This window comes from Amycolatopsis sp. NPDC021455 (assembly GCF_040640995.1).
In the GTDB taxonomy this organism is placed as follows: domain Bacteria; phylum Actinomycetota; class Actinomycetes; order Mycobacteriales; family Pseudonocardiaceae; genus Amycolatopsis.
In genome coordinates this window covers 1-22,456 of the sequence record NZ_JBFACT010000102.1, presented here as the reverse complement: position 1 = coordinate 22,456, position 22,456 = coordinate 1, and the positions used below count along the sequence as shown (strand labels likewise).

The following is a 22,456-nucleotide window of genomic DNA, read 5'->3' as shown; positions in this document are numbered from 1 at the left end:
TCGCGTCGATCAACTTCGTCACCGCGCACGACGGCTTCACGCTGCGGGACCTGGTGTCCTACAACGAAAAGCACAACGAGGCCAACGGCGAGGACAACCGGGACGGCGCCGGCGACAACCGGTCGTGGAACTGCGGCGCGGAAGGGCCGACCGAGGACGAGAAGGTGCTCGACCTGCGGGCCCGCCAGCGCCGCAACATGATCGCCACGCTGCTGCTGTCGCAGGGGGTGCCGATGCTCCTGCACGGCGACGAGCTCGGCCGCACCCAGCGGGGCAACAACAACGCCTACTGCCAGGACAACGAGCTGTCCTGGGTGGACTGGTCACTGCTGGAGCGCCACCGCGAGCTGTTCGAGTTCACCTCGGCGGTCGTCGACCTCCGCCGGCAGCACCCGGTGTTCCGCCGGCGGCGGTTCTTCGCCGGCCGCCCGATCCGCCGGGGCGACGAGCTGCGCGACATCGCGTGGTTCACCCCGGCCGGCGAGGAGATGACCGACCGGGACTGGGAGGCCGGCTTCGGCCGCAGCATCATGGTGTTCCTCAACGGCACGGCGATCCCCGACGTCGACGCCCGCGGCGAACGCGTCCTCGACGACTCGTTCCTGCTGTGCTTCAACGCCCACGAAGACGACATCACGATGACGGTCCCGGACGGCGGCTACGGCGAAGAGTGGGCGATCGTCCTGGACACGGCGACGGGCGAGGCGTTCCACCGGTCCGTCGGCGGCGTCCTGGTCGGCGGTGTGGCGGGCGACCAGCTGGCGACCCCTCGCACGGTGGCCGGCAGCAGCCCGCTCGTGGTCGCCGCCCGCTCCCTCGCGGTGCTGATGCGCACCAAGGAGCACGACGCGTGACTCGCGTACCCGAAGGGTCGGCTCGTGAACCGACCCTCCAGGTACGCGAGCCGACCCTCCAGGTACGCCGTCCGGCCTCCTGGGTACGCCGGGTGGTCAGCCCAGCCCGGGCCCGCGGGCGGCTTGCGGTCCCCGCACGGACCGTTCCGCGCGGCCGGTCAGCAGGCCGAGGGCGATCATGCCGACGCCGAGGACGAGGTGCAGCCAGTTGTCCGCGGTGTTGACGGGCACGAAGTTCGCGTCGCTGCCGTGGTCGATGAGCAGCCCGTACAGCCAGAGCACCAGGTAGACGGCACCGCCGGCGATCAGGAACAGCTTCGCGCCGCGCGCGGTGCCGGCCGCGGCGATCCCGGCCACGCCGAACAGCAGGTGGACGATGTTGTGCAGGACCGAGACCATGAACAGGCCCAGGAGCATGGCCATCGAGTCGTGGCCGGCGAAGCTCAGCTGGTCGTAGTGAGTGGTGACGCCCGGGATGAAGCCGAGCACGCCGACCAGCAGGAACACGGCCGCGACGGCCAGGGCGGCGACCTGTACGGGCGTTCTCGTGCGGGTGTGGGTGGCAGTGGACATGGCGTTTCCTTTCGGTGGCCCGGCCGGCGGCCGGCGCTGCTCCGGACGGCATACCCGGGCGAAACGCGGCTAAGCCCCCGGGAAACACCCGTTCGCCGCGTGTACCGGCGGCCGGCCCGGGTACGCGCAGCGCGACCAGCCCGGCGGCACCAGGTGGGAGCCCGATGACCGAAACCTCTCTGCGTCCGGCTCCGATCCCCCACCGGCCGGTGTGGCGGGGCAAGCGCGGCGCGACGATCCTCAAGACCATCCGCACCACCGACCACAAGACGATCGGCGTGCTGTACCTGACGACGTCGTTCGGGTTCTTCCTGGTCGGCGGCCTCACCGCGCTGCTGATGCGGGGCGAGCTGGCCCGGCCGGGCCTGCAGTTCCTTTCGCCGGAGCAGTACAACCAGCTGTTCACCATGCACGGCACGATCATGCTGCTGCTCTACGCCACCCCGAACCTGTTCGGCTTCGCCAACTTCGTCCTGCCGCTGCAGATCGGCTCGCCGGACGTGGCGTTCCCGCGGCTCAACGCGTTCTCCTACTGGCTGTACCTGTTCGGCGGCACGATCGTCCTCTCCGCCTACGCCACCCCCGGCGGCCCGCCCGACTTCGGCTGGACCGCCTACACGCCGCTGTCCAACGCCATCCACTCCCCCGGCGTCGGCGGGGACCTGTGGATCTCGGGGCTGATCGTCACCGGTCTCGGCACCATCCTCGGCGCGGTCAACATGATCACCACGATCGTGTGCCTGCGGTGTCCCGGGATGCTCATGTGGCGGATGCCGATCTTCACGTGGAACATCCTGTTCACGTCGATCCTGATCCTGCTGGCGTTCCCGATCCTCACCGCGGCGCTGTTCGCGCTCCTGGCCGACCGGCACCTCGGCGCGCACGTGTTCGACCCGGAGAACGGCGGCGCGATCCTGTGGCAGCACCTGTTCTGGTTCTTCGGCCACCCCGAGGTCTACGTGGTCGCGCTGCCCTACTTCGGGATCGTCACCGAGATCGTGCCGGTGTTCAGCCGGAAGCCGTTGTTCGGCTACAAGCTCATGGTGTTCGCGACCATCGGGATCACCGGGCTGTCGGCGGTGGTGTGGGCGCACCACATGTTCGCCACCGGCGCCGTGCTGCTGCCGTTCTTCTCGATCATGACGTTCCTGATCGCGGTGCCGACGGGGATCAAGTTCTTCAACTGGATCGGCACCATGTGGAAGGGGCAGCTGACGTTCGAGTCGCCGATGCTGTGGTCGGTCGGGTTCATGGTGACCTTCCTGCTCGGCGGGCTCACCGGGGTGATCCTCGCGTCCCCGCCGCTGGACTTCCACATCCACGACAGCTACTTCGTCGTCGCCCACTTCCACTACGTGCTGTTCGGCACGATCGTCTTCGCGACCTTCGCCGGCATCTACTTCTGGTTCCCCAAGATCACCGGCCGGATGCTCGACGAGGGCCTGGCGAAGTGGCACTTCTGGACGACGTTCCTCGGCTTCCACACGACGTTCCTGATCCAGCACTGGCTCGGCGACGCGGGCATGCCCCGCCGCTACGCCGACTACCTCTCGAGCGACAACTTCACCTGGATGCACACGGTTTCCACGATCGGCGCGTTCGTGCTGGGCCTTTCGGTGCTGCCGTTCATCTGGAACGTCTTCAAGAGCTACCGCTACGGCGACCCCATCGACGTCGACGACCCCTGGGGGCACGGCAACTCGCTGGAGTGGGCGACCACCAGCCCGCCGCCCCGGCACAACTTCCTGGAGCTGCCCCGGATCCGCTCCGAGCGGCCGGCGTTCGAGCTCCACTACCCGCACATGGTGGAACGGATGCGCGAGGAAGGGCACGTCACCCGCGGACACCCCCGGCACGCGGCGGACCCGGCCGAGATCGCGGCCGCCGCGACCCAGCCCGACGAGCAGGGCGAGAGCGATGATCCCCGCGGCCGCTGACCCCGGCCCGCCGCTGAAAGCGTGGGAACGGCGGCGGCTGCGCGGGCTCGAGCGGGAGTTGCGGGCGGCGAGGCCCCGGGTTCCGCTGGTGCTGTGCCTCGGCTCGGACGCCGTCGCGCTGGCCCTGGTGGCCGCCGGGATCTTCCTGGCGCTGCCGTGGCTGTTCGCGGGCTGCGTCGCCGTCAACCTCGCCGTCTGCCTGCACCTCGAACGCGGCAGCCGGACCCGGCCCTGAAGCCTTGAACGACTCGTTCCTGTCGTCGGACGACAGGAACGAGTCGTTCAAGACACCGGGCGAGCGGGGTCGAATCAGAGGATCGGCGCGCCCCCGGTCACCGCGACCCGCGCCCCCGACACGTAGCTGCCGTCGTCGGAAGCCAGCAGCACGTATACCGGCGCGAGCTCGGCCGGCTGCCCGGCCCGGCCGAGCGGCACCTGCTCGCCGAAGGACTTCACCGCCTCTTCCGGCATGGTGGACGGGATCAGCGGCGTCCAGATCGGCCCCGGCGCGACGCTGTTGGCCCGGATCCCCTTCGGCCCCAGCAACTGGGCCAGCGCCGCGCACATGTTCGCGATGCCCGCCTTCGTGACGTCGTAGGGCAGCAGCTGCGGGGTCGGGCTGTCGGAGTTCACCGACGAGCTGCCGATGATCGACGCGCCGGGTTTCATGTGCGGCACCGCGGCCTTGGCGAGGTGGAAGAACGCGCTGAGGTTCGTGGCGAGCGTGCGGTCCCACTCCTCGTCGGGGATCTCCTCGAGCGAGTCGTGGCTCATCTGGAAGGCGGCGTTGTTCACCAGGACGTCGAGGCGGCCGAACTCCTCGACCGCGCGGGCGACCAGGGCCCGGCAGTGCGCCGGGTCGGCGACGTCACCGGGCACGACGACGGCCTTGCGCCCGGCCTCCTCCACCCAGCGCCGCGTCTCTTCCGCGTCTTCGTGCTCGTCGAGGTAGGAGATGAGCACGTCGGCGCCTTCCCGGGCGTACGCGATCGCCACCGCCCGGCCGATCCCGCTGTCGGCCCCGGTGATGAGCGCCGCCTTGCCGGTCAGCTTGCCGGAGCCGCGGTAGGTGTGCTCGCCGTGGTCGGGCCGCGGGGTCATCGCGGCGGTCGTCCCGGGCGGGGTCTGCTGCTGGGCGGGCTGCTCGGACACAGGGGCTCCTCGGATACGGGGGTGGATCTCCGCTCCCCGAGTAACCCGCCGGGTCCGGCTTCACACGCCACGGGTGATGTCATCTTCTTGACGACTTCATACTTGTCATCGTTTGGATGACATGCTAGAAAAGAGGTGCGTGTTGACACGAACCGAACCAAGGAGGAGGAAACCGATGTTGATGCGCACCGACCCGTTCCGTGAGCTGGACCGCCTCACCCAGCAGGTCTTCGGCACGCCCGGAACCTGGTCCAAGCCGGCCGCGATGCCCATGGACGCCTACCGCGCCGGCGACGAGTTCGTGGTGTGCTTCGACCTGCCCGGCGTCTCCCCGGACGCCATCGAGCTGGACATCGAACGCAACGTGCTGACCGTCAAGGCCGAACGCCGCCCGCTCCACGGCGGTGACGACGTGCAGATGCAGGTCTCCGAACGGCCCCTCGGTGTCTTCTCCCGGCAGCTGTTCCTCGGCGAGACCCTCGACACCGACCACATCGCCGCCGACTACGAGGCCGGCGTGCTGACGCTGCGCATCCCGGTCGCCGAGCAGGCCAAGCCGCGGCGCATCGAGATCAGCGGCGCGCAGTCCGACCGGAAGGAGATCAAGGCCTGACGGGCGCACGATGAACGACCAGGTCCGGGCCGCGGTGGAGAAGATCTTCGCCGCGGCGCCCAGCCGTCAGGAAGCGATCCTGGTGACCCGGGCGGTCCACGCGGTCAAGAAGGGCCGCCCGACCGACGTCCCGCTCACAGCGCAGCACGGCCGGCGCGAACTCGCGCACGTCGTCGGCTGCGCGCTGTGGGACCCGGCCCTCGACGCGGACGCCGTGCTCGCCGCCGTCGTCGACGCCGGCCGCGCGACCCCGCGCGAACGAGCGGCCGCCTGACCGCCCGGCCGTGCGCTCCCGGGCATCTCGCGTGACTGGCAGGGCATCACCCGTGATCGGAGAGGCATCACCCGTGATCCGGCGGGCATCGGCGTGATGCCCTCCCCATCACACGTGATGCCTCTTCAGTCACGCGAGATGCCCGTCCGATCACGCGTGATGCCCGTCGGGTCACGGCTCGGGACACCCACCGCCGTGGGCTACCGCGGTGTGTCGGCCGGGCGGACCGTCACCGCCGGGCCGGTACCCGGCGACGGCGCCGGCCCGAACCAGTCGAGGCACACGACCATCGCGTCGTCCTCGGCCTGGTTTCCGTGCCGGCGCGTCGAAAGTTCCCGCAGCATCGCGCCCGGGACGTGCGCCGCGGGCAGGTCGGCGGTCGCGGCGACCGCCTCGGCGAGCTCGCGGTCGCCGTAGCGCTCGCCGTGCGGGCCGAGTGCGTCGTAAACGCCGTCGCTGACGAAGACGAACCGGTCCCCGCCGGCCGCCTCGAAGCTTTCGACCTCGTAGACCGTGCCGTCGAAGGTGCCCAGCGGCAGCTGTTCGTCGAAGTGGACGCGCTCGGCCTTGCCGTCCCGCAGCCGCCACAGCCGGGGCGAGCCGGCGTCGACCACGGCCACCGCGCCGGTGGCCAGGTCGAACTCCAGCAGCAACGCGGCCACGTGCTCGGCGCCGCGGTGGTGCGCGTAGAGCGCCTGGTCGGCGAGTTCGGCCTGCGCGTCGAGCGCGATCCCGGCACGCCGGGCGTTGCGCAGCGCGTTGACCGCGAGATTGGTCAGCAGGGCGGCTTCACTGCCCTCCCCCATGCCGTTGATCAGCGTGACGGCGAGCTTCCGCGCGGACGCCGACCAGTCGAAGCAGTCGCCGTAGATGGCGTAGGCCGGTTCGAGCTGACCGCCGAGCGCGAACTCGGCACGAGTGCAGGCCCGCCCGGGCAGCAGCTGCCACTGCATCTCCGCGGCCAGCGTCAGCCGCGAGGAGCGCCGGGCCTGGATGTAGAGGTCGGTGTCCCGGTCGGCGACGAACAGTTCGTGGGCCACCGCTTCGGCGAACCGCTCCAGCTCGGCCCAGACCGGCGGTTCGGGTTCCGACGGCAGCGTGACGGCCAGGACGCCGAGCCGGTCGCCGCGGACGCTGACCGGCAGGTAGCCGGTGACGCGGTCGCCGTCGTGGTCGAACGTCGCCGCCTGGGCGACGAAGGCCGCGCCGGGCGTGGTGCCCTCGACCGGCATCGGTTCCGCCGTGTAGGGCTCGTCGCCCACCCGGCACAGCTCGGTCAGGGCGTAGTCGGCCATCAGCAGTTCGACCGCTTCGGCGCCGAAGTGCTCGCGCAGTCCCGAGCGCAGCGCCCCGGGCAGGTCGTGCGGTGGTACGTCACGGAGGAGACGTTCCACCGCCAGGGATCTGTCCAACGCCTGCCTCCTGCTCACCGGTTCCGCGCCGGCGCACGGCGAGCCGCGCGGGCCGTGCTGCCGGTTCAGCATAGGGATGCCAGAGTGGACGCCGTGGATCGATCCCGCGAGGAGGACGGCCCGGATGGGCCGGCCGCCGTGCCGAGCCTCGCCCGCCTCTTCGAGTCGGTGGTCGAGGGCGCGTGGGACGTCTCGCCGCGGCCGCTTTCGGTGTCGCAGCTGCGCGCGGTCGTCGCGCTGGACCGCCACGACGGGGTCAACCTCCGGCAGCTGGCCGAGCAGCTGGGCTCGACGCCACCGCTGGTGAGCAGGCTCTGCGACCGGCTGGAGGCGGTCGGGTTCCTCGAACGCCTGCCCAGCTCGCGCAGCCGTCGCGAGCTGACGTTGCGGCTGTCCGACCGGGGCCGCGCGTACCTGCGGGACCTGCGGGCACGGCGGCGGGAAGGCGTCGAGTCGCTGCTGGCGAAGATGAGCCCCGCGGGCCGGGCCGCGCTCGCGACGGGCTTGCGGGAGTACCTGGCCCTCGCGGACTCGGCATCCCCTGATTTGCATACCTGACGCAACTGTTGTTATATGACAACAGTTAGGTCGGCGTACAGCAGAGCGCGCCCCGATCCCCGGAGGAGGAGTCGGTGCTGGGCACGGACGACAGCCAGGTCCGCACGGTGCTGGCGCGCATGCTGGACGAGGACCGCGCCGCCCTGGCCCGGGACTGGGCCGGGCAGGAGCCGCACGACGGCGACCGGAGCGGGCAGGAACTGCGTCGCGAGGCCGTCGAACTGCTGGAAGCCCTGCGGGACGCGCTCGCCGGCACGCTCCCGGTGTCGCGGATCGTGGACCAGGACCCGGCGGTGCGCGACGCGCTGACGTCGCTGTCGGAGCGCCGGGCCCGCGCGGGTGCGCGCCGCTCCAATCCGTCGGCCACCGCCATGGCGATCCTCGCCCTCAAGCGCACGATGCTGAGCGCGATCGAGCGGCACACCGACGACTCCGCGCTGCGCTACCGGGCCGCGCTGCTGGTCAACGAGCTGCTCGACAGCGCGGGCGTGCTGACCTTCGAGGTCTACTCGGCCGGCCGGGAACGCATCATCCGCGAGCAGCACAGCCAGGTGCTGGAGCTGTCCACCCCGGTCGTGCGGCTGTGGCGCCACGTCCTCGCCGTGCCCCTGATCGGCACGCTCGACAGCGCCCGGACCCAGGTCGTGATGAACAACCTCCTGGAAGCCATCCAGGACAACGAGGCCCGGGTCGCGATCATCGACATCACCGGCGTCCCGACCGTCGACACCGCGGTGGCGCAGCACCTGCTGCAGACCGTCAGCGCCGTCCGGCTCATGGGCGCGGAGTGCGTGATCAGCGGCATCCGCCCGTCGATCGCCCAGACGATCACGCAGCTGGGCATCGACCTTTCGCACATCGTCACCCGCGGTTCGCTCGCCGACGCGCTGGCGACCGCGATGCAGCTGCTCGGCGACGGCGGCCGCCCGGGCGCGGTGACCGGGTGAACACCGGACTGCCGATCCTGCGGCTCGGGGACATCCTGCTCAGCGGGCTGCTGAGCGACCTCGACGACAAGACCGCCCTCGCGTTCACCGACGAGCTGACCACGCGGATCGCGAACGAGGGCATCCGCGGCGTCGTCATCGACATCTCCCGGCTGGAGGTCGTCGACTCGTTCGTCGCCCGCGTGCTCATGGAGCTGGCCGGGACCGGGCGGCTGCTCGGCGCGCGGATGGTCGTGGCGGGCATGCGCCCAGCCGTCGCGCTGACCCTGACCGAGCTCGGCCTGCGGCTCACCGGCGTCCGGACCGCGCTCAACGCGGAACAGGCGATGGAGCTGCTGGGCTGGCGCCGTCCCGCCGAGGCCGCCGAAGAGGCGCCTCATGCTTCCTGACGAGCGGACCATCCCGTCCGGCGAGCACCCCGTCCGGGCCGAAGAAGACCTGCTCGCCGCGCGGCACGCCGTGCGGGCCGCCGCGGTCGCCGCCGGGTTCACGATCGTCGACCAGACGAAGATCGTCACCGCCGCCAGCGAGCTGGTCCGCAACGCCTACATCCACGGCGGCGGGGGCACCCTGACCGTCGGCCCGGTGCGGGACCGGGCCGGCCGCGTCGGGCTCCGGCTGCGAGTGCGCGACGAAGGCCCGGGCATCGCCGACGTCGAGCAGGCGATGACCGACGGGTTCAGCACCGGCGCGGGACTCGGGCACGGCCTGGGCGGCACCCGCCGCCTGGTCGACGACTTCACCCTCGACACCGCGCCCGGCCGCGGCACCACGGTCACGGTCGTGCGCTGGAAGCCATGACCGCCACCGTCGCCGGCCTGACGCGCCCGATCCGCGTCGACCACCCCAGCGCGGGGTACGCCGCCGCCCGCGTCGCGCGGGAGACCGCGCACGGCGCCGGGCTGCCGGACGTGCTGGCCGAGCGCGCCGCGGTCGTGGCCGCCGAACTGGCCGGCAACATCGACAAGCACAGCGGTGGCGGCTCGGTGTTCGTGCAGCCGTCCCTGGCCGGGCCCGGCGTCGACGTGCTGGCCGCCGACGACGGCCCCGGCATGGCCGACCTCGACCACTGGCTGCTCGACGGCAACACGACCACCGCCACCCTCGGCACCGGGCTCGGCGCGGTGAAGCGGATGGCGACCGAGTTCCGGATCACGTCCTCGCCCGCGGGCGGGACGCTCGCCGCCGCCCGCCTGCTCGCCCCGGCGCCGCGAGCCGGCTCGGTCGGGCACTTCCGGCTGCCGCGGGACGGCGAGGAGCACTGCGGTGACGCCGTCGCGCTGGCCGACGTCACCGGCAGCCGGACCGCCGTCGTCGCCGACGGGCTCGGCCACGGGCCCGACGCCGCCGAAGCCGCGGACGCCGCGCTGCGCGTGTTCACCGAGAACCCGGACCGCCCGCTGCCCCACCAGCTCACGAACATGCACCGCGCGCTGCGGACGACCCGCGGCGCCGCGGTCGCGCTGGTGCGGATCGCGCCGCGGCGGCTCGAGTTCTGCGGAGTCGGCAACGTCAGCGGCGCGAGCGTCGGCGGCGGCCCGTCCCGGCTGCTGCTCAGCACGCCCGGCGTCGTCGGGTTCACCTTGCCGTCGGCGCCGGTCCGGCACCTGTCGCTGGCCGACGACGACGTCGTGGTGCTGCACACCGACGGCGTCGGCACCGCGTGGCGCGTCCCGGGCCACGCCCCGGACCTGCTCCTGTTCGCCGCGGACCTCGCCCACCGGCACCGGAACCCGCGTGACGACGCGGCCATGCTCGCCCTGCGCGCGGACCGGTCCGCCTGATGCGCCCCGACCTGGCCCGCATCCGGCGGCGGCTGCGCACGGCCTGCGCCGAAGCCGGCGTCCCCGCCGACGACCGCGGGCGGCTGGTGCTCGCGGTGACCCTGCTCGCCGAGCCGGCGCTGACCGCGGGCGAAACCGTCGACGTGACCACGGCGGTCTCGGACCACCGGCTCGCCGTCACGGTGCGGCTGGACCACGCGGCGAGCCGGGACGCCTTGCCGCTGCTGCCCGAGCGCGGCGACGGCGAGACGCTGACCTGGCACCTCACCGGCGGCAGGCGGGTGGCCCCGGCCGACCCCGACGACGACCGGGCGACGCGCGAGGAGATGCTCGCGCTGGTCGCCCGCGCCGACACGCTCGCCCACGAGCAGCGGGACCTCAAGCACGAGCTGGCCGAGACCAACAGCGGCGTGCTGGCGATGTACGTCGAGCTGGAGCAGCGGGACGAGCAGCTGCGCCGCGCGCACGCGGCGATCTTCCGCGAGCTGGAGGACGCGCTGCGCCCGCGCCCGCCCGCGGTACCGGGCCTGGAGCTGGCGGTCCACTATTCCCCGACGGACCAGGACTCCCCGACCGGCGGCGACCTCTACGACTGGTTCGTCCTGCCGGGCGGCCGGGTCCACGTGACCCTGGTCGACGCGGTAGGCCACGGCGTCACCTCGACCCGGCACGCCCTGACGGTGACCCACGCGATCCGCACCCTGGCCCTGGAGGGGCACCCGTTCCGCGACCTGATCGCGCACGCGTCCCGCACCCTGGCCCCGATCGAACCGGGCTTGATGGCGACGGTCCTGCTCGCCCGGATGGACCCGGCGACGGGCCGGACGGAGTTCGCGAACGGCGGCCACCCGGAGCCCGTGCTCGTCACTTCAGCCGGCGCCGCGAGGCTGCTGCCGGCCCCGATCCCCGGCCGCGGGGTCGGCTTCCCCGATCCCGGCAGCCGCGAGCTGGTCGACGTGGTCCTGGCGCCCGGGGACACGGTGCTGCTGTACACGGACGGTTTGGTGGAGAGCCGCAAGGATCTCGACGAAGGGCAGGCCAGGCTCTTGACGGTGGCGGCAGCCCATCGCGCGCTCCCGGCGGCGAGCCTGCCCCGCGAGCTGGTCACGCGGATGCACGACGTCGTCCTGCACGCGGACGACACGGTGGTCCTGGCGCTCCGCCGCACGCCGGCGGCCGGCGCTCACTGAGGCCCGTTGGTCAGCGAAAGGTTGAACGTGTAGCGGGACGCCCGGTACACGTGCCACCCGTACTCGACCACCCGGCCGGTGTCGTCGTAGGTCGTGCGCTGCATGGTGAGCAGCGCCGCCCCCGGCTCTTCGTGGAGCAGTTCCGCGTCCTCTTCGGTCGCCAGCCGCGCGCCGATGTTCTGCTCGGCCGCGTGCAGCCGCACCCCCGCCGACCGCAGGAGCTGGTAGAGCCCGCGCTCGCGCAGCTCGTCGTCGGCCGGGTCGATGACGCCGTCGGGCAGGTAGTTGTTCATCAGGGCGAGCGGCTCGCCGTCGGTCGAGCGGAGCCGCTTCAGCCGCCGCACACGCGTCAGCCCCGGTGCCTCCAGCAGCTCGGCCACTTCGGCACCGACCTCTTCGACGCGGTTGACCAGCACCGCCGACTCCGGTTTGCCGCCCAGCCCGGCGAGGTCGTCGAACAGGCTGCTCAGCCGCAGCGGCCGGGCCACCTTCGTGCGGACGACCTGCGTGCCGACCCCGCGCCGCCGCACGAGCAGGCCCTGGTTGACCAGCGTCTGGATCGCCTGGCGGATCGTCGGCCGCGACAGGCGCAGGCTCGCGGCGAGGTCGACCTCGTTGCCCAGCCGCGCCCCCGCCGGCAGCCTGCCGTCCTCGATCGCCGCGTGCAGCTGCCGGGACACCTGGAAGTACAGCGGCTCGGGACTGCCCGGGTCCACGACGATCTCCCGGCCCGCGTCCCAGGCCGGGAAGGTGACGTCCGGGTTGCTCATCCGCGCAGCCTACCGCCTCCCCGCCACCTGTTGGGATGACGTGTTGTCCATATGTCTTGACAAAGTCCCCGCCCACTGGAATCGTCGAGGTCACGGGCACGAAGGGCGTGCGCCGAAGACCAGGCTGGGAGCGGAGCTGTGACCGACGTGCTGCGGCGGATCGTCGCCAAACGCGTGCACGACCCGGAAGCGATCGCCGAGGCGGCCGCGAACCGCGTCCGCGCCAAGTCGCCCTTCAACGACAAGGGCCGCATGATGATCATCGCGGCGGACCACCCCGCCCGCGGCGCGAACGCCGTCGGCGGCAACCCCTCGGCGATGGCCGACCGCGGCGAGCTGCTGGAGCGGCTGTGCCTGGCCCTGGACCGCCCCGGCGTCACCGGCGTCCTGGCCACCGCGGACGTCATCGACGATCTGCTGCTGCTCGGCGTGCTGCACGGCAAAACCGTGATCGGCTCGATGAACCGCACCGGGCTGGCCGGGTCGAGCTTCGAGATCGACGACCGCTTCGCCTGCTACGACGCGGAAGCGATCGAGCGGATGCGCTTCGACGGCGGCAAGACCCTGACCCGGATCTGCCTGGATGACCCGGCCACCCCGGCCGTCCTGGAGAACACCGCGAAGGCAGTCAACGAGCTGGCCGACCGGAAGCTGATCGCCATGGTCGAGCCGTTCCTGTCGACCTGGGCCGGCGGACGCCTCAAGAACGACCTCTCCCCCGACGCCGTGATCAAGTCGATCACCATCGCCTCCGCGCTCGGCCGCTCCTCGGCCTACACCTGGCTGAAACTTCCGGTGGTGGACGACATGGAGCGCGTGCTGGCGTCCTCGACTCTGCCGGCCGTCCTGCTCGGCGGCGAGGTCAAGGACCCGGACGCGGCCTTCGCCGCCTGGCAGCGCGCCCTCACCCAGCCGACCGTGCAGGGCCTGGTGGTGGGGCGTTCGCTGCTGTACCCGCACGACGGAGACGTCGCCAAGGCCGTCGACACCGCGGTCGGTCTGCTGTGAACCCGCACCGGCGCCACTTCCCGGAGGACACCGTGAACACCATCGAACACTGGATCAACGGCACCGCCACCCCGGCGGGCTCGACCCGCACGGCACCGGTCTACGACCCGGCCACCGGACGCCAGCAGGCGCAGGTCCTGCTGGCGGAAGAGTCCGATGTGGACACCGCCGTCGCGGCCGCGGGCAAGGCTTTCGAGTCGTGGGGCAACTCCTCGCTGTCCCAGCGCACCAAGGTGATGTTCGCCTTCCGCGAGCTGCTCGTGCGGCACGAAGACGAGCTCGCCCGGATCATCTCCGCCGAGCACGGCAAGGTGATCGAGGACGCCCGCGGCGAGATCGTGCGCGGCCGCGAGGTCGTCGAGTACGCCTGCGGCATCGCCGACGCGCTCAAGGGCAGCTTCTCCGACCAGGTCTCCCGCGACGTCGACGTGCACGACTTCCGCCAGCCGCTCGGGGTGGTCGCCGGGATCACGCCGTTCAACTTCCCGATCATGGTGCCGCTGTGGATGCACCCGATCGCCATCGCCACCGGCAACACGTTCGTCCTCAAGCCCAGCGAACGCGACCCGTCGGCCTCGAACTTCGTCGCGCGGCTGTACGCCGAAGCCGGGCTGCCCGACGGCGTCTTCAACGTCGTCCACGGCGACAAGACCGCCGTCGACGCGATCCTCGACCACCCCGACGTCGCCGCGGTGTCGTTCGTCGGCTCCACCCCGATCGCCAAGTACGTCCACGAACGCGGGACCGCGGCCGGCAAGCGCGTCCAGGCCCTCGGCGGCGCGAAGAACCACGCCGTCGTCCTGCCCGACGCCGACCTCGAGTTCGCCGCCGATCACCTCACCGCCGCCGCGTTCGGCTCGGCCGGCCAGCGGTGCATGGCCGTCTCCGTCGGCGTCGCCGTCGGCCCGGCCGGCGACAAGCTGGTGGAGATCCTCGAACGCAAGGCCCGCGAAGTGAAGGTCGGCCCGGGCAGCGACCCGGCCAGCGACATGGGCCCGGTCGTCACCGAGGCCGCCCGCGAGCGGGTGGTGCACTCCGTCGCCCGTGGCGCGGAGCAGGGCGCGAAGGTGGTCGTCGACGGCCGCGACCTGAAGGTCGAAGGCCACGAGGAGGGCTTCTTCGTCGGCCCGTCCCTGCTGGACGACGTCACGCCGGACATGGACGCCTACCGCGAGGAGATCTTCGGCCCGGTGCTGGCGATCGTCCGCGCCGGGACGCTCGACGAAGCCATCGCCGTCATCAACGCCAACCCCTACGGCAACGGCACGGCGATCTTCACCGGCAGCGGCGAAGCGGCCCGCAAGTTCCAGCGCGAGGTCAAGGTCGGCATGATCGGCGTCAACGTGCCGATCCCGGTCCCGATGTCGTACTACTCCTTCGGCGGCTGGAAGGACTCCCTCATCGGCGACAGCCCGATCCACGGCCCCGCGGGCGTCCGCTTCTACACCCGCGCCAAGGTCGTCACCACGCGCTGGCCCCACTCCGAGGCCGCTTTCACGTTCCCGACGTCCAGCTGACACAGGATCAACCGGAGCGTCCTTCTCCGTTTTCCGGTAGCGTGGCGGCACCATCGACCGAGGAGGCCGCCGTGAGTCGTGGAGGCTCGCTCCCGAAAACCGCCGTCGACCGCGTCAACACCTGCGTCGGCGCGCTCCGGACGTCACCACGCTGGGGACGGCTGGTCCGCCGTCACCTCACGCAGGTCACGTACACGGGCCGCCGATCGGGACGCACCCTCAGCACCCCGGTCGCCTACCGACGGGCGGGCGACGTGGTCACCATCCGCGTAGGGCTACCGGACGCGAAGTCGTGGTGGCGCAACTTCACCGGCGACGGCGCCCCGCTCACCCTCGAACTCGACGACACCGGCCGCACGGGCCACGCGCTGGCGCACCGCGACGAGAAGGGCCGGGTCACCGTAACCGTCCACCTCGACGGCACCGCTTAACCGCGCGGCGCGGCCATCCCGTACCAGAGCAGATCGGCGAGACTCGCGGCATCACTCCGCCAATCCCCATTCGGATCCAGCCACAGCAAGCCACCGAAGGCCCGCATGACCAGCACCGGCGTCAGTCCCGGCCGCACCGTCCCGGCCGCCACGTTGGCTTCGAGCATCGTCGCCACCGCGCCGAGCATCTCCTCGAAGGCGTCGCCCGGCAGCTCGCCCCGGGACGCCGTCGCCGTGCGCAGCGCGTCGGCCAGGCCCTTCTTCGTCATCATGTAGTGCGCGAGGTGGTCCGTCACCCACACCCGGACCGCTTCGTCCGGGGGGTGCTTCTCCAGCAGCGCCGGCACGACGTCCACGATGTGCCGGACCTCGCGCCGGTAGACCGCCAGGATCAGCGCCTCCGGGGTCGGGAAGTGCCGGTAGACCGTGCCGACGCCGACCTCGGCCTGCTTCGCGATCGCGTTGAACGAGACCTCGCCCGTTTCGGCCAGCGACGCCGCGGCCGCGACCAGGATGCGCTCGTGATTGCGCCGGGTGTCCGCGCGGCGGGGACTGACCGAGCCCGTCGTCATCGTGCCTCCCGGTGGTTGCGCTCTCACGGAATCTAGCCCAGACCTGGAGCGACTCCAGCCCGAGCACTTCGTTGCGAAGCGGATTGTAATCCGCTAGCCTCGCGACCGGGTGAAGCGGATGACTATCCGGTACACCCGTTCCCACCACACGAGGCTCGACCGATCCACGGAAAGAGACCAGTGGACATCTCACTCGAAGTCAATGGCACCACCGAACACCTGGACGCCGATCCCGGCGTGACCCTCCTGGACGCGCTGCGGGAGCGCCTCGCCGTGACCGGCCCGAAGAAGGGCTGCGACCGCGGGCAGTGCGGCGCCTGCACCGTGCACGTCGGCGGACGGCCCGTGCTGTCGTGTCTCACCCTGGCCGCCACCGTCAAGCAGCCGGTGACCACCGTCGAAGGTCTGTCCACTGAGGACGGTCTGCACCCGGTGCAGCAGGCGTTCGTCGACCAGGACGCCCTGCAGTGCGGGTTCTGCACCGCCGGGCAGGTCATGTCGGCGGTCGCCGCCGTCGAGCAGGGCGTCGACGACGTCCGGGAGTTCATGTCCGGCAACCTCTGCCGGTGCGCGGCCTACCCGAACATCGTCAAGGCCGTCGAGCAGGCGAGGCGGGCCGATGCGACCCTTTGAGCTGACCGCCCCCGCCACCGTCGAAGAGGCGCTGGCGACGCCCGGCACGTTCCTGGCCGGCGGCACGACGCTGGTCGACCTGATGAAGCTCGACGTCCTGACGCCGGAGCACGTCCTCGACATCAACGCGGTCCCGCTGCGCGGCATCGACACCACCGACGGCCTGCGCTTCGGCGCGCTGGAGCGGATGAGCGACATCGCCGCGCACCCGGGCGTCTACCCGGCGATCTCGCGCGCCCTGCTGCTGAGCGCGTCCCAGCAGCTGCGGAACATGGCCAGCATCGGCGGGAACATCCTGCAGCGCACGCGCTGCTCGTACTTCCGCGACGTCGCGATGCCGTGCAACAAGCGCGTGCCCGGCAGCGGGTGCTCCGCGATCGCAGGCGCCAACCGGATGCACGCCATCCTCGGCACCAGCGACGCGTGCGTGGCCACGCACGCCAGTGACGTCGCCGTCGCCCTGGTCGCGCTCGACGCCCGGCTGCGGCTGGCGGACGCCACCGGCACCCGCGAGGTCGCGCTCGGCGAGTTCTACCACCTGCCGGGCGACACCCCCGCCGTGGAAAACGACCTGCGGCCCGGCGAGCTGATCACCGAGGTGCTCGTCCCCCGGCTGGACTGGGCGGCGAACTCCACCTACGTCAAGGTGCGCGACCGCCAGTCCTACGAGTTCGCGCTGTGCTCCGCGGCCGTCGCCTTGGACGTCCGGGACGGAATCGTCGCGGACGCGCGGATCGCGGCCGGCGGCGTCGGGACGGTGCCGTGGCGGCTGCCGGGCGTCGAGGCCGCCCTGCGAGGTGGCCCGGCGACCCAGGCCGCCTTCGAAGAAGCCGCGGCCGTCGCGGCGGACGGCGCCGCACCCTTGTCCGGCAACGGGTTCAAGGTGCCGCTGCTCAAGCGGACCATCGTCCGCGCCCTGCTCGAACTGACCGAGGGGAGCTCCCGATGATCACCCGGCTGGACGCGCCGCTGAAGGTCACCGGCCAGGCGAAGTACGGCGCGGACCACAACTTCCCGGGCATGGCCTACGGCTACGTCGTGCTCAGCACGATCGCCCACGGCGAGGTCGAAGCCATGGACTTCACCGCGGTGCGGGAAGCACCCGGCGTGCTCGGCGTGTACTCGCCGTTCGACCCGCTGCCCTTGCGCACGCCGATGACGATGTTCGGCGAGTCGTGGGTTCCGTTGCAGGACAAGGAAGTCACCTACTACGGCCAGCCGATCGGCTTCGTGGTCGCGGAGACCTTCGAACAGGCGCGCGACGCGGCGGCGCTGGTCAAGGTCGACTACCGCCCGCTCCCGGCCCGGACGTCGCTGGCCGAAGGCCTGGCGGACGCCGAAGACGCGCCGCCGGCCCGCGACGGCGCCCCGCCGACGCTCGAGGTCCTCGAAGACGGTGTCGAAACCTTCGAGGACACGCTGGCCGCGAGCCCGGTCGTCGTCGAAGCGACCTACTCGACCGCGACCCAGAACCACGCCGCGATGGAACCGCACTCCGCGGTCGCGGTGTGGGACGACGGCGAGCTGACCGTCTACAGCGGGAACCAGGCGTCGAACCTGCAGGCGGAGTACGTGGCCATGGCCCTGGACCTGCCGGCGGAAGCCGTCCACGCGGTGAACCCGTTCGTCGGCGGCGCGTTCGGCGGCAAGGCGATGGTGTCGACGCCGTTGTTCCTGGCCGCGGCGGCGGCCCGGGACCTCGGCCGCCCGGTGAAGGCCGCGCTCGCCCGCGAGCAGGTCTTCACCGCGACCGCCGGCCGGGCCGCGACGGTCCAGAAGCTGACGCTCGGCGCCGAGCGGGACGGCTCGCTCGTCGCGCTGCGCCACGACTCGTGGTGCAGCACCGACTCCGCCCGCTCGTTCGTCGAGCCGACGTCGCACGGCACGTCGCGCGAGTGGTACGCCACGCGGAACCTGGCGATCAGCCAGAAGATCGTGCCGCTGAACGTCCCGCCGACGACGTTCATGCGGGCGCCCGGCGAGGCACCCGGCTCGTTCGCGCTGGAGAGCGCGATGGACGAGCTCGCCGTCGCGCTCGGCATGGACCCGGTCGAGCTGCGGATCAGGAACAACTCCATCGCCCCGCCGGGCAAGGACCTGCAGTGGGCGAGCAAGCACCTCGACGAGTGCTTCCGCGTCGGCGCGCAGCGCTTCGGCTGGGCGCACCGCCCGCCGGGCACGCGCACCGACGGCGACTGGCTCGTCGGCACGGGCGTGGCCACCGCGATGTTCCCCGCCCTGCGGTTCCCGGCGACGGTCGGCATCACGCTGAACGCCGACGACACCGCCGTCGTCGCGACCAGCGGCGCGGACCCGGGCACCGGCCTGCTGACCGTGCTCTCCCTGGTCGGCGCGGAGTCGCTGGACATCCCGGCGGACCGGATCACGCCGAAGCTCGGCGACTCGGCGCTGCCGCCGGGCGGGTTGTCCGGCGGCTCGACGGCGACGGCGAGCGCGGGCACGGCGATCATGATCGCCGCCACCAAGGCGATCGACGAGCTGGTGGCGCTCGCGTCGGACGCCGGGGCACCGTACGAAGGCCGCGAAGTCACCTACGCCGACGGCCGCGTCTTCGCCGACGGCGAGAACATGACGTTCGGCGAGCTGCTGCGCGCGCTGGGCCGCGAGACGCTCGAGGTCACCGGGTCGTCGGCCCCCGGCGAGGAGCTGACCAAGCACTCGTTCAGCTCGTGGGGTGCCCAGTTCGTCGAGGTCCGCGTGCACAAGTGGACGCGCGAAGCCCGGGTGTCGCGGATGCTCGGCGTGTTCGACGCCGGCCGGATCATCAACGACAAGGCGGCCCGCAGCCAGATCATGGGCGGGATGATCTGGGGCGTGTCGGCCGCGCTGCACGAAGGCCTGGAGATCGAAGCGAACGGCCGGCTCGCCAACGGCGACTTCGCGAGCTACCTGCTGCCGGTCAACGCGGACATCCCCGAGGTCGACGTCCACTTCGTCGAGTACCCGGACACCCTGCACAACGCCGTCGGCGCGCGGGGCCTCGGCGAGATCGGCACGGTCGGCATGGCGGCGGCGGTGGCCAACGCCGTGTACAACGCCACCGGCATCCGGGTCCGGCACATCCCGATCACCATCGAGGACCTCCTGGCGGAGTGAGCGGCGGGGCCGTGAGCGGGGAACAGGGTGGCCGGGAAGGCCGTTCCCCGCTCACGGCCGTTACCCATCCGCGACAACGAGGGGACGATCAGGTCATGACGCCGGACCGCCACGGTCCTAGGCTGGCGGGACTCCTCAGGTCTTCCCCACGAAAGGGCCACCCGCATGACCGACCCCGTCGTCCCCACCACCTCCGGCGCGGTGCGCGGTCAGGTCACCCCCGCCGGCGTCGTGCGCTTCCGCGGCATCCCGTACGCCGCGGCGCCCGAAGGTGAGCTGCGCTTCGCCGAACCCGTTCCCGCCCCGCCGTGGGAGGGGGTCCGCGATACCCGGAGACCCGGGCCGACCGCGCCACAACGCCGGCACGACGTGCCCGGGCTCGACCTGACCCCGCTGGCCGGGACCGGCTGGCGGCCGGGCCCGGAGTACCTGACGGTGGACGTCTGGACCCCGCAGCCGGGCGGCGCTTCGCTGCCCGTGCTGGTGTTCGTGCACGGCGGCGCGTTCCTCGGCGGCACCGGGTCGGCCGCGGCCCACGACGGCACGGCGTTCGCCCGCGCGGGCGCGGTGCTGGTGACCGTGCAGTACCGGCTCGGCATCGACGGCTTCCTGCCCGTCGACGGCGGGGCCACCAACGTCGGGCTGCGCGACCAGCTCGCCGCACTCCGCTGGGTCCGGGACAACATCGCCGGGTTCGGCGGCGACCCGGCCAACGTCACTCTCTTCGGCCAGGCTTCCGGTGCCGTCAGCGTCGCCTGCCTGCTCGGTTCGCCGCTGTCGCAAGGGCTCTTCCACCGCGCGATCGTCCAAAGTGGACATCCGGACATGGTGCGCGACGGCGTCCAGGCGCGGCGGCTGGCCAAGGTGGTCGCCGACGAGCTGAAGGTCGAGCCGACCGCCGAGGCGTTCCGGAAGGTGTCGACCGAGCAGCTGCTCGACGCCCAGGACGCCGTCCTGCGCCCGGGTGGCGCGCCCGACCTGCGCGACGCGCTGGGCTACGACCGCGGGTACGGGCTGAGCCCGTTCCTGCCGGTGATCGGCGACGACGTCCTGCCGCAGCACCCGGGCAAGGCGATCAAGGCGGGCGCGGGCCGCGACGTCGACCTGATCGCCGGCAGCTGCAGCGAGGAGATGCGGCTCTACCTCGTGCCGACCGGCGCGCTCGAGGCGGTCACCGACGACCAGGCCGTGGCGTCGCTGGCGGTGTCGCACCCGGACCCGGCCGGCGTGCTGTACGCCTACGGCCTCGGCGCCGGCCGCTCGGCGGGCGAGGTCCTCGTCGAGGCGCTGACCGATCTGGTCTTCCGCGACGGCGTGCGCGACCTCGCCGAGCACCACACCGGCCGGACGTTCCGCTACGAGTTCGAGTGGGGCTCGCCGCTGCTGGAAGGCCGGCTGGGCGCGTGCCACGGGCTCGAACTGCCGTTCGTGTTCGACGCGCTGGAGACGTTGTCCGGGCCACGCGGCCTGCTCGGCGAAAACCCGCCGGCCGAGCTGGCCGGCGACCTCAACGGCGCCTGGTACCGCTTCGCCGCCACGGGCTCGCCGGGCTGGGCGGAGTACGCGGGCGAAGACACGATATTCCACGCGTACTGAGTTCCACGCGTACTGATTTCCTTTGCTCCACCGGGCTGGCTCCGCGCCCGGACGGTTGACGAGCGCCCCGCCGCGCTGCCACGCTCGGTGCGCCCGGACGTCCGATGAATGGGGACCACCGATGCCCGAGGCGGGCTCTCCCGCTCCGCCACGCGCGCTAGTCCGCACGCTGCTGCGCAGCGGCACACCCGCGGAACCCACCGACGCCGACGACGGCGACCTCGCCGCCGTCGGGGACGCGACGCTCGCCCGTGCTTCGCGCTACTGGGTCGTCGTGCCGCTGGCGTACCGGATCGCGGCGTTCGTCAAGGTGTTCATCGGCTTCACCGCGGCGAACGGCCGCCTCGGGCTCGGTCCGGTGCTGGGCGCGACGTTGTTCGCCGTCGTGGCCAACACCGCGGCGACGATCTGGGTGCTGCGGGCCGGCGGGTTGCGGGCCCGCTTCACCGGCCGGGCGCTCGGCCTGGACCTGGCGGTCGGCGTGGTGCTCAACTTCGTCGTCGCGATGACGGCTCCGACGCCGGTGCAGCCCTTCGCGGTCGACGTGTCGTGGACCTGGCTGGTCAGCGGGGTCGCCATGTGGGCTGGCACGTGCGGTCTGCCCGCGGCGCTGTGGCTGTTCGTGGCGTCCGTGCCGCTCCGCGCGGCGCTGACGCTGGCCGGTGGTCTCCCGCTGAGCCACCAGCTCGCGCTGACGCGGTCGATCGGCTGCCTGGTCGCGCTGGCGGTGGCGATCGTGATCGCCGTGGCGATCCTCATCCTGCTCGGCGTCGGCACGCGGTTCGCGGTGGACATCGGGCTGCGGCGCGGGCGCGAGGCCGAACGCCGCCGGACCCGGCGCATCATGCACGACAGCGTCCTGCAGACGCTCGAAGCGCTGGCCATCGCGGCTCCGGGCGACGACGCCCACGCGGCCACCCGGCTGTCGGAACTGCGCTCGGTCGCCAAGGCGCAGGCGGCCGAGCTGCGCCAGCGGATCACCGAGCCGGTGCCGGACGGGTCGACGCGCGGGTTCGCCGTCGAGCTCGCCGACGTCGCCACCGAAATGGCCCGCGACGGCCTGCGCACGCAGCTCGTCGCCGCCGACTTCGCCGACGACCGCAAGGTGTCGCAGGACCGGCGCACCGCGCTGGTCGAGGCGGTCCGGGAAGCGTTGCGCAACACCGTGAAGCACTCGGGGACGAACCAGGTGGTGCTGCGGGTGGAGGAGCGCGACGGCGGGATCGCGGTGGTGGCCCGGGACCAGGGCCAGGGGTTCGACGTCCGCGACCGGCCACCGGGCTTCGGCATCAGCCAGTCGATCGTGGCCCGCCTGGCCGAGGTCGGCGGGCGCGGCACCGTGGACTCGCAGCCGGGCCGCGGCACCCGCGTCACGATGTGGGTGCCGGGCTAGCCCCCAACACCCCAATGTGGCGTTGGTTGCGCCCAACGCACCCAATGTGGCGTTGGGGGGGGGGGGACCACCCGCCGCCCCCAGGGGGGGGAAGGCCCCAGCCGCCGCCCCGGCCCGCCCCCCGG

General features: G+C 72.3%; 23 protein-coding genes and 1 pseudogene. 19 read left to right on the top strand and 5 right to left on the bottom strand.

All coding sequences use genetic code 11. The features are described 5' to 3' along the window. Positions 1–854: pseudogene (locus AB0G28_RS46375) on the top strand (glycogen debranching enzyme); the annotation flags it as partial. Between the two features lie 96 nt (positions 855–950). Here the strand turns inward: AB0G28_RS46375 and AB0G28_RS46370 are convergent. Then, complete coding sequence (locus AB0G28_RS46370; RefSeq protein ID WP_361105014.1) at positions 951–1,427, bottom strand: DUF4383 domain-containing protein; 477 nt, start codon at positions 1,425–1,427, stop codon at positions 951–953. 164 nt (positions 1,428–1,591) lie between these two features. Between AB0G28_RS46370 and ctaD the strand changes: the two genes are divergently transcribed. After that, complete coding sequence (gene ctaD, locus AB0G28_RS46365) at positions 1,592–3,364, top strand: cytochrome c oxidase subunit I (RefSeq protein ID WP_361105011.1); 1,773 nt, start codon at positions 1,592–1,594, stop codon at positions 3,362–3,364. Continuing rightward, a complete protein-coding gene (locus AB0G28_RS46360; protein WP_361105008.1) occupies positions 3,345–3,599 on the top strand; it encodes a hypothetical protein in 255 nt (84 codons plus the stop codon). Before ctaD ends, AB0G28_RS46360 begins: the two co-directional genes overlap by 20 nt. Before the next feature lie 74 nt (positions 3,600–3,673). On the opposite strand, the gene AB0G28_RS46355 is transcribed toward AB0G28_RS46360, so the two are convergent. After that, on the bottom strand, positions 3,674–4,516 hold the full coding sequence (locus tag AB0G28_RS46355; protein WP_361105005.1) for an SDR family oxidoreductase: 843 nt from the start codon (positions 4,514–4,516) through the stop codon (positions 3,674–3,676). Between the two features lie 175 nt (positions 4,517–4,691). Between AB0G28_RS46355 and AB0G28_RS46350 the strand changes: the two genes are divergently transcribed. Then, positions 4,692–5,129, top strand: a complete 438-nt coding sequence (locus tag AB0G28_RS46350; RefSeq protein ID WP_361105002.1) for an Hsp20/alpha crystallin family protein — start codon at positions 4,692–4,694, stop codon at positions 5,127–5,129. Positions 5,130–5,139: 10 nt separating this feature from the next. Further along, a complete protein-coding gene (locus AB0G28_RS46345; RefSeq protein WP_361104999.1) occupies positions 5,140–5,403 on the top strand; it encodes a hypothetical protein in 264 nt (87 codons plus the stop codon). A 200-nt stretch (positions 5,404–5,603) separates the two neighbouring features. On the opposite strand, the gene AB0G28_RS46340 is transcribed toward AB0G28_RS46345, so the two are convergent. Beyond that, positions 5,604–6,815: a PP2C family protein-serine/threonine phosphatase gene (locus tag AB0G28_RS46340; RefSeq protein WP_361104996.1), complete on the bottom strand. Its 1,212-nt coding sequence runs from the start codon at positions 6,813–6,815 to the stop codon at positions 5,604–5,606. An 84-nt stretch (positions 6,816–6,899) separates the two neighbouring features. On the opposite strand from AB0G28_RS46340, the gene AB0G28_RS46335 reads away from it, so the two are divergent. The 6 genes from AB0G28_RS46335 to AB0G28_RS46310 all read left to right on the top strand — a co-directional run bounded on the left by AB0G28_RS46335 (position 6,900) and on the right by AB0G28_RS46310 (position 11,294). Next, positions 6,900–7,373, top strand: coding sequence for a MarR family transcriptional regulator (locus tag AB0G28_RS46335; protein ID WP_361104993.1), 474 nt, complete (start codon positions 6,900–6,902; stop codon positions 7,371–7,373). 74 nt (positions 7,374–7,447) lie between these two features. Then, a complete protein-coding gene (locus AB0G28_RS46330; RefSeq protein WP_361104990.1) occupies positions 7,448–8,320 on the top strand; it encodes an STAS domain-containing protein in 873 nt (290 codons plus the stop codon). Continuing rightward, on the top strand, positions 8,317–8,709 hold the full coding sequence (locus AB0G28_RS46325; protein WP_361104987.1) for an STAS domain-containing protein: 393 nt from the start codon (positions 8,317–8,319) through the stop codon (positions 8,707–8,709). The genes AB0G28_RS46330 and AB0G28_RS46325 overlap by 4 nt, the downstream gene beginning before the upstream one ends. Beyond that, positions 8,699–9,121, top strand: coding sequence for an ATP-binding protein (locus AB0G28_RS46320; RefSeq protein WP_361104984.1), 423 nt, complete (start codon positions 8,699–8,701; stop codon positions 9,119–9,121). The genes AB0G28_RS46325 and AB0G28_RS46320 overlap by 11 nt, the downstream gene beginning before the upstream one ends. After that, positions 9,118–10,104: a SpoIIE family protein phosphatase gene (locus tag AB0G28_RS46315; RefSeq protein WP_361104981.1), complete on the top strand. Its 987-nt coding sequence runs from the start codon at positions 9,118–9,120 to the stop codon at positions 10,102–10,104. The genes AB0G28_RS46320 and AB0G28_RS46315 overlap by 4 nt, the downstream gene beginning before the upstream one ends. Continuing rightward, positions 10,104–11,294 (top strand): PP2C family protein-serine/threonine phosphatase, encoded by a 1,191-nt coding sequence (locus AB0G28_RS46310; protein WP_361104978.1) that lies wholly within the window; start codon positions 10,104–10,106, stop codon positions 11,292–11,294. The genes AB0G28_RS46315 and AB0G28_RS46310 overlap by 1 nt, the downstream gene beginning before the upstream one ends. Here AB0G28_RS46310 and AB0G28_RS46305 read toward each other — a convergent pair. Beyond that, positions 11,288–12,064 (bottom strand): GntR family transcriptional regulator, encoded by a 777-nt coding sequence (locus tag AB0G28_RS46305; protein ID WP_361104976.1) that lies wholly within the window; start codon positions 12,062–12,064, stop codon positions 11,288–11,290. The two genes, AB0G28_RS46310 and AB0G28_RS46305, sit on opposite strands and share 7 nt — an antisense overlap. Before the next feature lie 138 nt (positions 12,065–12,202). Here AB0G28_RS46305 and AB0G28_RS46300 point away from each other — a divergent pair, with 138 nt between their 5' ends. The 3 genes from AB0G28_RS46300 (at position 12,203) to AB0G28_RS46290 (ending at position 15,020) form a co-directional block, all read left to right on the top strand. Then, positions 12,203–13,072: an aldolase gene (locus AB0G28_RS46300; RefSeq protein ID WP_361104973.1), complete on the top strand. Its 870-nt coding sequence runs from the start codon at positions 12,203–12,205 to the stop codon at positions 13,070–13,072. Positions 13,073–13,104: 32 nt separating this feature from the next. Then, positions 13,105–14,589: a CoA-acylating methylmalonate-semialdehyde dehydrogenase gene (locus AB0G28_RS46295; RefSeq protein WP_361104970.1), complete on the top strand. Its 1,485-nt coding sequence runs from the start codon at positions 13,105–13,107 to the stop codon at positions 14,587–14,589. Between the two features lie 71 nt (positions 14,590–14,660). Next, complete coding sequence (locus AB0G28_RS46290; protein ID WP_361104967.1) at positions 14,661–15,020, top strand: hypothetical protein; 360 nt, start codon at positions 14,661–14,663, stop codon at positions 15,018–15,020. On the opposite strand, the gene AB0G28_RS46285 is transcribed toward AB0G28_RS46290, so the two are convergent. Beyond that, the gene (locus tag AB0G28_RS46285) at positions 15,017–15,592 is read right to left on the bottom strand and encodes a TetR/AcrR family transcriptional regulator (RefSeq protein WP_361104964.1); all 576 of its coding nucleotides are present in this window, start codon (positions 15,590–15,592) and stop codon (positions 15,017–15,019) included. The two genes, AB0G28_RS46290 and AB0G28_RS46285, sit on opposite strands and share 4 nt — an antisense overlap. A gap of 180 nt (positions 15,593–15,772) precedes the next feature. Here AB0G28_RS46285 and AB0G28_RS46280 point away from each other — a divergent pair, with 180 nt between their 5' ends. The 5 genes from AB0G28_RS46280 (at position 15,773) to AB0G28_RS46260 (ending at position 22,331) form a co-directional block, all read left to right on the top strand. Continuing rightward, complete coding sequence (locus tag AB0G28_RS46280) at positions 15,773–16,225, top strand: (2Fe-2S)-binding protein (RefSeq protein WP_361104961.1); 453 nt, start codon at positions 15,773–15,775, stop codon at positions 16,223–16,225. Continuing rightward, positions 16,212–17,174: a xanthine dehydrogenase family protein subunit M gene (locus AB0G28_RS46275; RefSeq protein WP_361104958.1), complete on the top strand. Its 963-nt coding sequence runs from the start codon at positions 16,212–16,214 to the stop codon at positions 17,172–17,174. The genes AB0G28_RS46280 and AB0G28_RS46275 overlap by 14 nt, the downstream gene beginning before the upstream one ends. After that, entirely contained in the window at positions 17,171–19,342 is a 2,172-nt protein-coding gene (locus AB0G28_RS46270) for a xanthine dehydrogenase family protein molybdopterin-binding subunit (RefSeq protein WP_361104955.1), read from the top strand. Before AB0G28_RS46275 ends, AB0G28_RS46270 begins: the two co-directional genes overlap by 4 nt. 165 nt (positions 19,343–19,507) lie before the next feature. Continuing rightward, positions 19,508–20,938, top strand: a complete 1,431-nt coding sequence (locus AB0G28_RS46265) for a carboxylesterase family protein (RefSeq protein WP_361104952.1) — start codon at positions 19,508–19,510, stop codon at positions 20,936–20,938. A 121-nt stretch (positions 20,939–21,059) separates the two neighbouring features. Then, the gene (locus AB0G28_RS46260) at positions 21,060–22,331 is read left to right on the top strand and encodes an ATP-binding protein (protein ID WP_361104949.1); all 1,272 of its coding nucleotides are present in this window, start codon (positions 21,060–21,062) and stop codon (positions 22,329–22,331) included. The last annotated feature ends 125 nt before the right edge of the window (positions 22,332–22,456 follow it).